The organism is Ideonella benzenivorans (assembly GCF_020387415.1).
Classification (GTDB): Bacteria; Pseudomonadota; Gammaproteobacteria; order Burkholderiales; family Burkholderiaceae_C; genus Ideonella; species Ideonella benzenivorans.
The window spans coordinates 96,235-110,557 of sequence record NZ_JAGWCB010000006.1 but is presented as its reverse complement, the minus strand read 5'-3'; the positions used below and the strand labels follow the sequence as shown (position 1 = coordinate 110,557).

Annotated in this window: 10 protein-coding genes; 7 read left to right on the top strand and 3 right to left on the bottom strand. The window is 71.8% G+C overall.

Annotated features, from left to right (window positions below):
* Positions 1–31: 31 nt before the first annotated feature.
* Entirely contained in the window at positions 32–2,977 is a 2,946-nt protein-coding gene (uvrA, locus tag KGA65_RS01400; protein ID WP_225861353.1) for an excinuclease ABC subunit UvrA, read from the bottom strand.
* Between the two features lie 250 nt (positions 2,978–3,227).
* Here uvrA and KGA65_RS01395 point away from each other — a divergent pair, with 250 nt between their 5' ends.
* Together KGA65_RS01395 and KGA65_RS01390 are read left to right on the top strand one after the other, a co-directional pair.
* The gene (locus KGA65_RS01395) at positions 3,228–3,386 is read left to right on the top strand and encodes a hypothetical protein (protein ID WP_225861352.1); all 159 of its coding nucleotides are present in this window, start codon (positions 3,228–3,230) and stop codon (positions 3,384–3,386) included.
* A gap of 44 nt (positions 3,387–3,430) precedes the next feature.
* A complete protein-coding gene (locus tag KGA65_RS01390) occupies positions 3,431–4,174 on the top strand; it encodes a Crp/Fnr family transcriptional regulator (protein WP_225861351.1) in 744 nt (247 codons plus the stop codon).
* A 4-nt stretch (positions 4,175–4,178) separates the two neighbouring features.
* Here KGA65_RS01390 and KGA65_RS01385 read toward each other — a convergent pair whose 3' ends face one another.
* Both KGA65_RS01385 and KGA65_RS01380 read right to left on the bottom strand, forming a co-directional pair.
* Positions 4,179–5,780 (bottom strand): PEP/pyruvate-binding domain-containing protein, encoded by a 1,602-nt coding sequence (locus tag KGA65_RS01385; RefSeq protein WP_225861350.1) that lies wholly within the window; start codon positions 5,778–5,780, stop codon positions 4,179–4,181.
* A 20-nt stretch (positions 5,781–5,800) separates the two neighbouring features.
* On the bottom strand, positions 5,801–7,798 hold the full coding sequence (locus KGA65_RS01380) for a phosphate transport regulator (RefSeq protein ID WP_225861349.1): 1,998 nt from the start codon (positions 7,796–7,798) through the stop codon (positions 5,801–5,803).
* Positions 7,799–8,022: 224 nt separating this feature from the next.
* On the opposite strand from KGA65_RS01380, the gene fabI reads away from it, so the two are divergent.
* From fabI to KGA65_RS01355, 5 genes are read left to right on the top strand one after another with little or no spacing between them, the layout of a single operon-like run.
* Complete coding sequence (gene fabI, locus KGA65_RS01375; RefSeq protein ID WP_225861348.1) at positions 8,023–8,817, top strand: enoyl-ACP reductase FabI; 795 nt, start codon at positions 8,023–8,025, stop codon at positions 8,815–8,817.
* 45 nt (positions 8,818–8,862) lie between these two features.
* Positions 8,863–10,254 carry a bifunctional enoyl-CoA hydratase/phosphate acetyltransferase gene (locus tag KGA65_RS01370; protein ID WP_225861347.1) on the top strand — a complete coding sequence of 464 codons (1,392 nt, stop codon included), beginning with the start codon at positions 8,863–8,865 and terminating at the stop codon, positions 10,252–10,254.
* Positions 10,251–11,483: an acetate/propionate family kinase gene (locus tag KGA65_RS01365; protein WP_225861346.1), complete on the top strand. Its 1,233-nt coding sequence runs from the start codon at positions 10,251–10,253 to the stop codon at positions 11,481–11,483. Before KGA65_RS01370 ends, KGA65_RS01365 begins: the two co-directional genes overlap by 4 nt.
* The gene (locus KGA65_RS01360) at positions 11,480–12,565 is read left to right on the top strand and encodes a patatin-like phospholipase family protein (protein ID WP_225861345.1); all 1,086 of its coding nucleotides are present in this window, start codon (positions 11,480–11,482) and stop codon (positions 12,563–12,565) included. Before KGA65_RS01365 ends, KGA65_RS01360 begins: the two co-directional genes overlap by 4 nt.
* A complete protein-coding gene (locus tag KGA65_RS01355) occupies positions 12,562–14,316 on the top strand; it encodes a PHA/PHB synthase family protein (protein ID WP_225861344.1) in 1,755 nt (584 codons plus the stop codon). The genes KGA65_RS01360 and KGA65_RS01355 overlap by 4 nt, the downstream gene beginning before the upstream one ends.
* The last annotated feature ends 7 nt before the right edge of the window (positions 14,317–14,323 follow it).

Sequence of the window (14,323 nt, the reverse complement as noted above, 5' to 3'; positions counted from 1 at the left end):
TCCTGGGTGCGGGCCCTGATGATCGACGGAATCAGCGCGCTTCGTCCAGCAATGGCTTGAGGAAGCGCCCGGTGTGGCTGGCCGCGCAGTCGGCGATGACCTCGGGCGTGCCCTCGGCCAGCAGCGTGCCGCCGCCAGCGCCGCCCTCGGGGCCCATGTCCACCAGCCAGTCGGCGGTCTTGATGACGTCGAGGTTGTGCTCGATCACGACGATGGTGTTGCCCGCGTCGCGCAGCTGGTTGAGCACCTTGAGCAGCAGCTGGATGTCCTGGAAGTGCAGGCCGGTGGTCGGCTCGTCCAGGATGTAGAGCGTGCGGCCGGTGTCGCGCTTGGAGAGCTCCTGCGCCAGCTTGACGCGCTGGGCCTCGCCGCCCGACAGCGTGGTCGCGCTCTGGCCCAGCGTGATGTAGCCCAGGCCCACGTCCAGCAGGGTCTGCAGCTTGCGGGCGATGGACGGCACGGCGCTGAAGAAAGCGTGCGCGTCCTCCACCGTCAGGTCCAGCACCTCGGCGATGTTCTTGCCCTTGTAGAGGACCTCCAGCGTCTCGCGGTTGTAGCGCTTGCCCTGGCAGACGTCGCAAGGCACGTAGACGTCGGGCAGGAAGTGCATCTCCACCTTGATGACGCCGTCGCCCTGGCAGGCCTCGCAGCGGCCGCCGCCGGAGCCGGCCGCGACGTTGAAGCTGAAGCGGCCGGCGCCGTAGCCGCGTTCGCGCGCCGCGGGCACCTCGGCGAACAGCTCGCGGATGGGCGTGAACAGCCCGGTGTAGGTGGCCGGGTTGCTGCGCGGCGTGCGGCCAATCGGGCTCTGGTCGACGTTGATGACCTTGTCGAAGGCCTCCAGGCCCTCAATGGCATCGTGCGCCTCAGGCTCGGCGTGGCTGTTGTAGAGCTTGCGCGCCACCGCGGCATAGAGCGTGTCGTTGACCAGCGTGCTCTTGCCGGAACCGGACACGCCGGTGACGCAGGTGAACAGGCCCACCGGGATCTGCACCGTCGCGCCCTTGAGGTTGTTGCCCCGCGCATTGACCACCCGCAGCATGCGCGGCTGGCCGTGCTCGTCGCGCTGCGGCTGGCGGCGTTCATGGGGCACCGCAATGCGCAACACCCGGCCCAGGTACTGGCCGGTCAGCGAGTTCGGGTCGGCCGCGATCTGTGCCGGCGTGCCCTGCGACATCACCTGGCCGCCGTGGGTGCCGGCGCCCGGGCCCATGTCCACGCACCAGTCGGCCGCGCGGATCATGTCCTCGTCATGCTCCACCACCAGCACGCTGTTGCCCAGGTCGCGCAGGTGCTTCAGGGTGCCGATCAGGCGCTCGTTGTCGCGCTGGTGCAGGCCGATGCTGGGCTCGTCGAGCACATACATCACGCCCGTCAGGCCCGAGCCGATCTGGCTGGCCAGGCGGATGCGCTGGGCCTCGCCGCCGCTCAGGGTGTCGGCGCTGCGGTCCAGGCTGAGGTAGTTCAGGCCCACATCGTTGAGGAAGGTGAGCCGCGAGCGGATCTCGCGCACCACCTTGTCGGCGATCTCGGCCTTGGCGCCTTCGAGTGTCAGGCGCTCGAACCAGGCCAGCGCCTCGGCCAGGGTCATGTGCTCCACCTCGTAGATGGGCTGGCCGCGCTCGGCCGCGGTGCCGGGCAGGAAGACGTTGCGCGCCTCGCGCCGCAGCCGGGCGCCGCCGCAGTGCTGGCAGGGCTTGGCGCTCTGGTAGCGGGCCAGGTCCTCGCGCACGGCCACCGAATCCGTCTCGCGGAAACGCCGCTCGAAGTTCGGGATCACGCCCTCGAACGGGTGCTCGCGCTTGACGCTGCGCTTCTTGCCGCCGCGGCCTTCGGCCTCGTAGGTGAAGGCAATCTCGTCCTCGCCGGAGCCGTAGAGCACCACCTGGCGGAAGGCCTCGGGCAGTTCCTCGAAGGGCAGCTCGACGTCCACGCCATAGTGCGCGGCCACGCTCTCCAGCATTGAGAAGGTGTAGGCGTTGCGCCGGTCCCAGCCCTTGATGGCGCCCGAGCCCAGCGACAGGCTGGGGAAGGCCACCACCCGTTCCGGGTCGAACAAGGTCTGCAGGCCCAGGCCGTCGCAGTGCGGGCAGGCGCCCACCGGCGAGTTGAAGGAGAACAGCCGCGGCTCCAGCTCCGACAGCGAGTAGCTGCAGATGGGGCAGGCGAACTTGGCCGAGAACAGGTGCTCACGCCCACCGTCCATCTCGTAGCCGATGGCCCGGCCGTCGGCGATGCGCAGCGCGGCCTCGAAGCTCTCGGCCAGGCGCTGCTTCATGCCCTCGCTGGTCTTCAGCCGGTCCACCACCACGTCGATGTCGTGCTTCTCGGCCTTCTTGAGCGGGGGCAGGTCCAGCGCCTCGACGATCACGCCGTCGACCCGGAAGCGCACATAGCCCTGGGCCTGCATGTCCTGGAACAGTTCGACGAACTCGCCCTTGCGGTCGCGCACCACCGGCGCGAGCACCATCAGCTTGGTGCCCTCGGGCAGGGCCAGCACCGCGTCCACCATCTGGCTGACGCTCTGGGCCTGCAGCGGCAGCTTGTGGTCCGGGCAGTAGGGCGTGCCGGCGCGGGCATAGAGCAGGCGCAGGTAGTCGTGGATCTCGGTCACCGTGCCCACGGTGGAGCGCGGGTTGTGGCTGGTGGCCTTTTGCTCGATGGAGATCGCGGGCGACAGGCCCTCGATCACGTCCACATCGGGCTTGTCCATCAGCTGCAGGAACTGGCGGGCGTAGGCCGAGAGGCTCTCCACATAACGGCGCTGGCCTTCGGCATAGAGCGTGTCGAAGGCCAGGCTGGACTTGCCCGACCCCGACAGGCCGGTGATCACCACCAGCGCATGCTTGGGCAGGTCCAGGTCGATGTTCTTGAGATTGTGGGTGCGGGCACCGCGCACCGAGATGCGGGTGGCGGCGGCCACCGGGGTGCGCACGGGCGGCAGCAAAGGGGTCGTGTTCGTGGAGTCGGACGACATGGGCGGTCCTGAGGCAACCCGCCATCATACTCAGCCAGGGGTGGCAACGCAGGCCACACCCCCCGGACACGCCCGGAGGGCGGACGGAACTGTCGCCTTGGCGATGAAAGTGAGCACCAACCTTCAGCGCGGGGTGTGAGCAGATGTTGCGATCCGCCCCACCCCTGTGTCATCCTGACGGCCCCCTGCCGCGTTTGACAGCCATGACCGGTTCCAACCAGAGAACCGGCGACCACTCCCACCGACCGCCATGCAGAAATCCGCTCAGCCGCCGAAATCCCCTGCCCGTCGCCAGGACAGCTTTGAACCGCTGGCCGACAAGGCCCACAAGTCCGAACCCTTCTGGATGGCCGCGCTGGGCAACGCCCGCAGCCACGCCCGCCTGCAGAAGGCCGACCAGAAGCGCTGAGGCGCCCCGGGGCATACTCGGGGCCTGAGCCCCGAGGTGTTCCCGTGAGCCTGCCCGACGTCCTTCCTCTCCAACCGGCGTACTACAACCCGCAGGCGCGCGTCTGCGCCGAATGCCGGGTGCGTCGCTTCGCGCTGTTTGGCGCACTGGACGAGGCCGCGCTGGAACGCATCCACGGCCACATCGCCGAGTTGCGGCTGGCCCCGGGCGAATCGCTCTACCGCATGCAGGAGGCCGGCCTGGCCGCCTACACCGTGCGCGCGGGCGTGGTCCGGCTGGAACGCACCAACGAGCGCGGCGAACGCCGCATCCTGCGCCTGGCCGGGCGCAGCGACACCATCGGCATGGAGGCCATGCTGGGTCAGAGCTACGCGGCCGACGCGGTGGCCTGCACCGAGGTGCAGGTCTGCTGCCTGCCGCGCAGCCTGCTCGACGAACTGGCCAACGACCAGCCCGCGCTGATGCGCGACATGATGAAGCGCTGGCAGCGCGCGCTCGACGATGCCGACGAGTGGCTGACCGAGCTGTGCACCGGCCCGGCCCGGCGCCGTGTGCTGCGCCTGCTGCTCAAGCTGAGCGAATTCGCCGAACACGACGGCGAGCCCGTCTGGCTGCCGGCCCGCCAGGAAATGAGCGCCATGCTGGACATGACGGTGGAAACCGCCAGCCGGCTGATCTCCCAGCTCAAGCGCGAGGGCGTGCTGACCGCCCACAGCCAGCGCAGCGCCACGCTGCACATGGACGCGCTGCTGCAGGCCCTGCGCGACAGCGCGCAGGACGAGGCCTGAGCCTTCAGCGGCCCACGCCGCCCCGCAGGGCCGCCAACCGCGCCAGCAACGCCACCGGCACCTCCTGCTCGGTGCGGGCCGCGCCCCGCAGAATGCAGCCGCGGTGGCCGTCCAGCGTCAGCAGGTCGCCCTCGGCCAGCACCACCTCGCCCTGGGGCGTGGCAAAGCGCAGCTGGCGCCGGGGCAGGTCGATGTGCAGCGTGCTGCAGCCCACCAGGCAGACCTTGCCCAGCTGGCGTGCCACCACCGCCGCATGCGAGGTGCGCGCGCCGCGCTCGGTCAGCAGGCCGGCAGCCTGCTCCAGCGCCACGATGTCGGAGGTCTCGGCGTCCTGGCGCACCAGCACCACCGCGGCGCCATCGGCGGCCAGCCGGTGTGCGGCCGCCTCGTCCAGCACCACCCGGCCCACCGCCACGCCGTGCGCGGCGCTCACGGCCTCGGCCAGTGGGGCGCTGCCATCGTCGCCCACCACCCGTGCCAGGGTCAGCGCGGCCTCGTCCAGGCCGTCGGTGCGGCGCAGCGCCTCGGCGGTGTCGATCACGCCTTCGTCGCACAGGTCCAGCGCGATGCGGGCCCGCGCCTGGGCGGTGCGCTTGCCGTCGCGCGTCTGCAGCAGCCAGAGCCGGCCGTTCTCGACCGTGAACTCGAAGTCCTGCATGTCCCCCAGCGCGCGCTCCACCTGCCGGGTGGCGCGGCACAGCGCATCCCACACCTGCGGCGCGACCGCCGCCAGCTGCTCATGGCCACGGGCGCTGCGCCGGCCGGAGACCACGTCCTCGCCCTGCGCGTTGAACAGAAAGTCCACCCAGGGCTGAGGTTCGCCGGTGCTGGGGTGGCGGGTGAAGCCCACGCCCGCGCCGGAGGTGCCGCCCGCGTTGCCGAACACCATGCGCTGTACCGTCACCGCGGTGCCCAGCGTGTCGGGCAGTTCCTTCAGGCGGCGGTAGTCCACGGCCTTGGGCGCCCGCCAGCTGGCCAGCACCGCGCCGATGGCGGCCTGCAGCTGGGCCTGCGGCTCCTGCGGAAACGGCTGCCCGGCCACGCGCCGCACGCTGCCCAGGTGGGTCTGGGTCAGGGTGCGCAGCTCGGCGAAGTCCAGGTCACGCTCGTCGCGACCGCCGGCCAGGGCCCGCAGATCGGCCTCGAACACGGCCGCCGGCACGCCCAGCACGATCTCGCCGTAACCAGCCACCAGGCGCCGGTAGGCGTCCCACACCAGGCGCGGGTTGCCGGTCAGGCGCAGCAGGCCGGGCACGGTGGCATCGCACAGGCCGATGTTGAGCAGCGTCTCCATCATGCCGGGCATGGACACCGGCGCGCCCGAGCGCACCGACAGCAGCAGCGGCCGGCGCGCATCGCCAAAGCGGGCGCCGCTGGCCTGCTCCAGCGCGGCCAGTGCCGGCTGCCAGACGGCGGGACCGGGCGGTTGGGCGGCCGCGCACCAGGCGGTGCCCAGCACGAAGGCCGGCGGCACCGGCAGGCCCAGCGCAGCCATGCGGGCCAGGTTGTAGGCCTTGAAGCCCAATTGTTCGGGGCCGGGCAGCGGGCTGGCCGGCGCGTCGCCGCAGCCGATCAGCCAGGGCGCGTGGGGGTCGAAGTTGGGCATGGTCAGACAGCGGGAAGGGTTCAGGCGGTGCCGGCGTCGAGCCGCAGGAAGACCCGCTCGCGCAGGCCATAGCCCAGCGAGAGCAGCGCGTCGCTGGCCAGCTCCAGCGCGGCGGCCAGCTCGTTGCCCAGCGTCATCGCCACCGGGTCGTGGTCGGCCCGGGCGGCCTGGGCCAGGGCCCGGCGCGCGCTGCGCAGCAGCTCGTCGGCGTGGCGTTCGGCCTGCAGCACCCGCCAGGAGGCGGCCAGGAACTCGTCGCGGTCGGCGGCCTCACTGCGCTCGCCCAGGGTGCGGGCCACGGCCAGCGCCTTGATGTGGTCCTGCACCGCCCCCAGCACGCACTCGGCCAGCGCCAGCAGGGCTTCGCGCACCGGGGCGTGGCCGCCGGGGGCCTGGTCGGCGCGCAGGCTCAGCACGAAGCAGGCCTCCTCCAACGCATCGGCCACGTCGTCGCTGCGCTCCAGAAGGCGCAGCAGCGGCTGCCACTGCGGGTAGCGCTCGGCCTGGCCGCGGGCGCGCATCACCAGGTGGTCGGCCTGGCGTTCCCAGGTCTTGGCTCGGGCCGCCAGGTGAGCGGCCGCCTCGGGGTCGCGGTCGTGCCCGTGGGCCAGCGCGTCGCGCAGGCCCTGGGCCATGGCATGACACAGACCGGCGTGCTCCTGCAGCGCGTCGAAACCGCCGTGGCGCCCCTGCAGGCGCTGCGTCAGCAGGGCCCGCACCTGGTCGGCCAGCAGCGCGGGGGGCTCGGCCTCGCGGCGGGCGCGGTCGGCCAGCGCCAGCGTCTCCACCAGGAAGGCGGCCGCGGCGTCCTCACCCATCACCTCGTCGAGCCGGTCGCCCAGCCGGAAGGCGCTGGGGCCCTGGGCCGCCATCGCGTTCCAGACCAGGCGCTCGCCGCCCAGCGAGAGCCAGGCCAGGTGGCCGACGCGCTGGCGCGCGGTGGCGTCGAGCACCGCCACCGCCGCGGCCTTGTCGACGAAAGGCAACAGGCGCTTGCGGGCGCGGTTCCAGTCGATCAGAAAGACGATGCGCTCACCAATGCCTTCGAGCTGCTGCTGCAGCGCCGCCTCGTCGGCCGGGCTGAAGCGGGCCGTGGCCACGTGGTAGGCCTCGCCCGCGTTCAGGCCGGCGGTCTGGCGGCTCTGCGTCGGCCCCCACTGCGCGCCCACCTCGGCCAGCAGGCGCTGGAAGAAGGCGCAGCGCTGGCGGTGCAGGTCGGAATAGGTCAGCGTGATCGTCGGCGCGCTGGCACCGGTGTCCACCTGCAGCACCAGCACATGGGCGTCGTTGGTGCCGATGTCGTTCTGGATCATCAGCCGGGGGCCCTCGCGGGTGGCGGCCGTGTCCAGGCCGGGGTGCTCGCCCTTCAGCGCCCGGGTGCGTTCCAGCCCGCGCATGAAGGCCTCGACCCGCGGCCGATCGCTGCCGTCGGCGGCCAGGTCCCAGGCATGGGCGCCGGCCACGTTGTCGCTGGCCAGGCGCGCGGCCAGGTGGTTGAGCGCCTTGTGCAGGTCCATCACCAGCCGGTGCAGGCTGCCGCCGGCCTCGGGCTGGCCGCTGGTCAGGTCGCGCAGCGTCTGCGCATCCAGCCGCGAGCCGTCCATGCCGCGCAGCCGGCCCTGCCAGCCGGTCACCCGCTCGACGAAGGCCGGGTCGGTGTCGGGCAGGGCCAGCAGCGGCCGGGCCATCACGCCCAGGTCTTCCAGCAGGTGGCCGGCCAGACGCGGCAGCTCCGGCAGCCGGATGGCGTCGCCCTCCAGCGCGGCGGTGGCCGGCAGATCGTGCAACCAGTCGGCCTCCTCGCGCACCCCGATGCCGGCGGCGGCGATCTCGCGCGCCAGATCCAGCGGGGCCTGGTGGGGCGCCTGCGCATGGGCGGCCGCGGCCTGCAGCACGCTCAGAAAGAGCTTCAGGCGGTCGTTGGCGGACAGCGCGGCGCGCAGGCGCGCCGGCTGCAGCAGCGAGGACCAGCCCGGCGCCGAGGCGCCCAGGCTGCTCACCGCATCGTCCTTGTTCATGGTGGGGCTCCAGCAGTTGGCCGCAGCGAGTCTTGGGGGCCGGCGTGACGCAGCCGTGACAAGAGGCCCTCCCGGAGGGCCTGCTGGGAGCAGCTTGACTTGCATCAATCCAATCCCGACCGCATGCGAAGCTGAGCACCTTGTTCACAAAGCGGTTTGCCGCAGTGCAGCAAACTACGGGTTTCCGGGCCCTGATCCGGCCGACCTTGACAAGGAGTGCCTTGATGGATGCGTCGTCCCCTGAAGTGCCGCCCACCCCCCGCACGCTGGAGGGCCTGCGCGGCCTGGTGCTGGGCGTGGCCAACGAGCACAGCATCGCCTGGGGCTGCGCCCGGGTGCTGGCCGAACGCGGCGCCCGGCTGGCCCTGACCTGCCTGAACGAAAAGGCCGAGGCCCACGTGGCGCCACTGGCCGCGCAGATCGGCGCGCCCCTGCTGCGCTGCGATGTGGAACAGCCCGGAGAACTGGCCGCTGCAGTCGACGCCGCCGCCGGCGCGCTCGGCGGGCTGGATTTCGGCATCCACTCGATCGCCTGGGCCCCCAAGGACGACCTGCATGGCCGGGTGGTGGACAGCACGGCCGAAGGCTTCAACCTGGCCATCCGGGTGTCCTGCCACTCCTTTGCCGAGATGGCCCATCTGATGGAGCCCCACCTGCCCGCGGGCGGGGCACTGGTGACGATGAGCTACATCGGCGCCGATGAAGCGGTGCCCAACTATGGCCTGATGGGGCCGGTGAAGGCGGCGCTGGAATCGCTGGTGCGCTACATGGCGGTGGAGCTGGGCCCGAAGAACGTGCGGGTGCACGCCGTCTCGCCCGGGCCGGTGCCGACGCGGGCCGCCTCGGGCCTGCTCGAATTCGACACCCTGATGGCGCACAGCGCGGAGTCGGCCCCATTGCGCCGGCTGGTCACGCTCGACGAGATCGGCCGCTGCGTCGCCTTCCTGGTCAGCCCCGACGCCACCGGCATGACCGGCCAGACCCTTTACGTGGACGCGGGCGGTCATGCGGTACGCTGACCCCTGCGTCGTTCCCTGTTTCCCTTCCTCAGCCGGAATTCCCCCATGAGCGAGAGTGATCTGATCGAGAACGTGACCTATGACGAGCTGCACATCGGCCAGAGCGCCACGCTGCAGCGCACGCTGACCAATGCCGACATCCAGGCCTTCGCACTGGTCTCGGGCGATGTGAACCCGGCCCATGTGGACCCGGCCTATGCAAACGGCACCCGCTTCCACGGCGTGATCGTCCACGGCATGTTCGCCGGCGCGCTGATCTCCACCGTGCTGGGCACCGAGTTCCCCGGCCCGGGCACCATCTACATGTCGCAGAGCCTGAAGTTCGAGCGCCCGGTGCGGGTGGGCGACACGCTGACGGTGAAGGTGACGGTGCGCAGCAAGGAAGACGCCCACCGCAACGTGGTGCTGGACTGCGAGGTGAGCAACCAGGCCGGCGAGCGCGTCGTCTCCGGTGAGGCCGGGGTGCGCGCCCCCCTGGAAAAGGTGGTGCGCCCGCGCGCCCACCTGCCCACGATGCACCTGTTCGAGCCCGAGGCGCGGCTGGACGCCTGGATCGCCAGCCTGACCGGCGCCCCACCGCTGCGCTGCGCGGTGGTCCACCCCTGCGACGACGGCTCGCTGCGCGGTGCGCTGGAGGCGGCCGAGCATGGCCTGATCGTGCCGGTGCTGGTGGGGCCGCGGGCCCGGCTGGCGGCGGTGGCCGAGGCCGGGGGCCTGTCGCTGGCCGGCATCGAGCTGGTGGACACCGCGCACAGCCATGCCAGCGCGGCCCAGGCGGTGGCCCTGGCCGCCGAGGGCAAGGTGGCCATGCTGATGAAGGGCAGCCTGCACACCGACGAGCTGATGGAGGCCGTGGTCAACGAACACCGGCTGCGCACCGAGCGCCGCATGTCGCATGTCTTCCGCTTCGAGGTGCCGGCCTATGCCAAGCCGCTGCTGGTGACCGATGCGGCGCTCAACATCACGCCCGACCTGACGGCCAAGGCCGACATCCTGCGCAATGTGATCGACCTGGCCCACGCGCTGGGCGTGCCCGCGCCCAAGGTGGCCCTGCTGTCGGCGGTGGAGACCGTGTCCCCGCGCATCCCGTCCACCGTTGACGCGGCCGCGCTGTGCAAGATGGCCGACCGCGGTCAGATCACCGGTGCGGTGCTGGATGGCCCGCTGGCCTTCGACAACGCCATCTCGGCCGACGCCGCCCGCATCAAGGGCATCGTCTCGCCGGTGGCCGGCCAGGCCGACATCCTGATGGTGCCCGACCTGGAGGCCGGCAACATGCTGGCCAAGCAGCTCGAGTACCTGGCGGGCGCCTCCAGCTGCGGCGTGGTGCTGGGCGCGCGGGTGCCCATCGCGCTGACCAGCCGGGCCGACACCCCGACCTCGCGCATGGCCTCGGCCGCGCTGGCCATGATGGCCGCCCGGAGCCAGACCGCATGAACGCGCCAGACCTGCTGGCCCTGCCGCCCGGCCTGAACCGCGTGCTGCGCGGGCATGCGGCGGTGCTGTCGGTCAACTCGGGCTCGTCCTCGCTGAAGTTCGGCGTCTATGCCGAGCACGGCCCGGCCGTGTGGTCCGGTGAGTTCCAGGGCCTGGAACCCGGCGGCCAGCCCCTGCTGTGCATCGCCGGCCACGAGCGGCTGCCTCTGCCGCCGCGCGAAGGCCTGGCCAGTTTCGACCTGGCCCTGGCCCTGCTGGTGCAGGCGCTGCAGACGGCGGGCATCCGCCTGAAGGGCGTGGCCCACCGCATCGTGCACGGCGGGCGGCGCTGCACCGCGCCCTGCCGGCTGGATGAACCGACCCTGGCCTACCTGGCCACGCTCAACGCCCTGGCGCCGCTGCACCAGCCGCACAACCTGGCCGGCGTGCGCGCGCTGCAGAAGGTGCTGCCCGACCTGCCGCAGGTCGGCTGCTTCGACACCGCCTTCCATGCCGGCATGCCGGTGGTGGAGCACCGCCTGCCGATCGACCGCGCGCTCTACGACCAGGGCATCCAGCGCTATGGCTTTCACGGCCTGTCCTACCAGTTCGTGATGGGTGAGCTGCAGCGCGCCAGCCGGCGGGCCAACGGCCGCGTGCTGATGGCCCACCTGGGCAATGGCGCCAGCCTGTGCGGCGCGCTGGACGGCCACTCGGTGGCCACCACGATGGGTTTCTCGGCCCTGGACGGGCTGATGATGGGCACCCGCAGCGGCAGCGTGGACCCGGGCGTGGTGCTGCACCTGTGGCGCCAGGGCCAGACGGTGGACCAGGTGGAGAACCTGCTCTACAAGCGCTCGGGCCTGAAGGGCGTGTCCGGCATCTCGGCCGACATGCGCACGCTGCGCGCCAGCCCCGCACCGGAGGCCGCCCAGGCCATTGCGCTGTTCACCCACCGCCTGCTGCGCGAGGCCGGCGCCCTGCTGGCCGTGCTGGGCGGGGTGGATGTGATCGCCTTCACCGGCGGCATCGGCGAGCACGACGCGCAGCTGCGCGAAGACCTGCTGACCCGCCTGACCTGGCTGGGCACCCGGCCCGACGCCGCCGCCAACCGGGCCGCCGTCGGCGACCGGGTGGCGGCCATCCATGCCGCCGGCAGCCCGGTGGAGGTGTGGGTGGTGCCCACCGACGAAGGCCGGGTTGCGGCCCGCGCCGCTTTTGCGCTGTTGCGTCAGGAGAAGTTCACATGACCCCTGCCCGTCCCCCTCTGCCCGGCCTGCCCGTCAATCTGGCGCTGCAAGGCGGTGGCGCCCACGGCGCCTTCACCTGGGGCGTGCTGGACGCCCTGCTGGCCGATGGCCGCATCCGCCCGGTGGCCATCAGCGGCACCAGCGCGGGGGCGATGAACGCCGTCGCGCTGGCCCAGGGCCTGCTGGACGGTGGCGCCGACAGCGCGCGCGAATCCCTGCACCGCCTGTGGAAGGCGGTGGCCGACAGCGTGCCGGCCCTGGTCGGCGCTCTGCCCACCCAGGGCCTGAACGGCAGCACCTCGGCCTGGCTGTCGATGGCGATGGACTGGACGCGCTACCTCGGCCCGGCCAACTTCAACCCGCTGGACCTGAACCCGCTGCGCAAGGTGGTCGAGGCGCAGTTCGACTTCGAACGCCTGCGCCGCGAACAGCCGCTGCGGCTGTTCATCGCCGCCACCGAGGCCAACACCGGCCGCATGCGCCTGTTCACCGAAGCCGAGCTGAGCGCCGACGTGCTGCTGGCCTCGGGCTGCCTGCCCACGCTGTTCCACCCGGTGGTGATCGACGGCGTGGCCTACTGGGATGGCGGCTACAGCGCCAACCCGGCCGTCTTCCCGCTGCTGGCCACCAGCCGGGCCTGTGACACGCTGCTGGTGTTGCTCAACCCCTTGCACCACGAACAGACCCCGCACACCGGCGCCGAGATCCAGGCCCGCCTGACCTCGATGAGCGTGCAGAGCTGCTTTGTGCGCGAGATGCAGCTGCTGGCGCAGGCCCAGGTGCGGGCGCAGCGGCGCTGGTGGCCGGGCGACCGGCTGGACCGGCAGCTGGCCCGCAGCCGCTTTCACCTGCTCGACGGCGGCGCTGCGCTGGGCGCGCTGGCCGTCGAGAGCAAGATGGTCGTGCAGCGTGACTTCCTGCTGACCCTGTTCGAGCAGGGCCGTCAACTGGCCACCGGCTGGCTGAAGCGCCACGGTGCCGCACTGGGCCAGCAGGCCACCGTGGACCTGGCCCGCGTCTTCACCACCTGCGGCGCGGATGCCCCCGTGCCCGTCCTGCCTGCCCCTGGGAGCCCCTCATGAAAGACACCGCTGCGCTGACCCCCGAGGAACACGCCCGCCGCACCGCGACCCAGTTCGACAGCCGGCTGCATGCCGCGCTGGCGCCGCTGACCAGCGGCCTGTCACCGGTCTCGCTGGCCCTGGCCGGCATGGACTGGGCCCTGCACCTGGCCACCCAGCCGGCCCAGATGGCCCGCCTGGCCACCGTCGCGCAGCAGAGCGCGCTGCACTGGTTCTCAGACACCCTGAACAGCCGGCCGGAGGACGAGGAGGACCCGCGCTTCCAACACCCCGACTGGAAGAAGTGGCCCTGGGCCCCGGTGGTGCACGCCTACCACGAGACCGAGGCCTGGTGGGACGACGCCACCCGGTTGCGCGGCATGAGCCCGCACCACCAGGACATGACCCACTTCTATGCCCGTCAGTGGCTGGACATGCTCTCGCCCAGCAACACCGGCCTGTGGGGCAACCCGGAGGTGCGTGAACGCACCCGGCTCACGCTGGGCACCAACCTGGTCAATGGCTGGATCAACGCGCTGGACAGCTGGCGCCAGCAGCACGGCCTGGCCCCGGTGCGGCCGGCCGAGCACGAATTCCGCCCGGGCCGCGACGTGGCCGTCACCCCGGGCCGGGTGGTGCACCGCAACCACCTGAGCGAGCTGCTGCAGTTCTCGCCCACCACCCCCACGGTGCAGCGCGAGCCCGTCTTCATCGTCCCCTCGTGGATCATGAAGTACTACATCCTGGACCTCTCGCCGCACAACTCCTTCGTCAAGTGGCTGACCGACCAGGGCCACACGGTGTTCATCCTGAGCTGGCGCAACCCCGATGAATCCGACGCGCTGCTGGGCATGGAGGATTACCTGCACGAGGGCGTGTTCGACAACCTCGCCGCCATCAAGGCCCTGGTCCCGGACTGCGAGGCCGTGCACGCCTGCGGCTACTGCCTGGGCGGCACCTTGCTGGCCATCGCCTCTGCGGCGCTGGCCCGGCCGGACCAGATCGAGCGCGCCGATCTGCTGCCCGCGCTCAAGACCATCTCGCTGCTGGCCGCCGAGACCGACTTCACCGAACCCGGCGAGATGGGCGTGATGATCGACGAGTCCCAGGTCACGCTGCTGGAGGACATGATGGCCGAGCGCGGCTTCCTGAGCGGCCCGCAGATGGGCGGCGCCTTCCAGTACCTGCACTCGCGCGAGCTGGTGTGGTCCCAGGCCCAGCGGGCGCTGTGGCTGGGCGAGAGCGATCAGCCCAACGACCTGATGGCCTGGAACGGCGACACCACCCGCATGCCCGCGGTGATGCACAGCGAGTACCTGCGGCGCTGCTACCTGCGCAACGAGCTGGCCGAGGGCCGCTTCCCGGTGGAAGGCCAGGCCGTCTCGCTGGCCGACATCCGGGTGCCGATGTTCGTCGTCGGCACCGAGAAGGACCATGTCTCGCCCTGGAAGTCGGTCTACAAGATCCACCGCCTGGCCGACACCGAGATCACCTTCGTGCTGACCAGCGGCGGCCACAACGCCGGCATCGTCAGCGAGCCCGGCCACCCGCACCGCCACTACGCCATGCTGACCCGCCCCGCCGACGGCCCCTGGCTGCCCTGCGACAGCTGGCAGGCCCAGGCGCAGCCTTTCGATGGCTCGTGGTGGACCGCCTGGCACCAGTGGCTGAGCGGGCACAGCAGCGGCGGCGTGCCGGGCCGCGTGCCGGTGGAAGATCCCAGCCTGGGCCCCGCCCCGGGCCACTACGTGCACCAACGCTACCTCGACTGACCCCGGC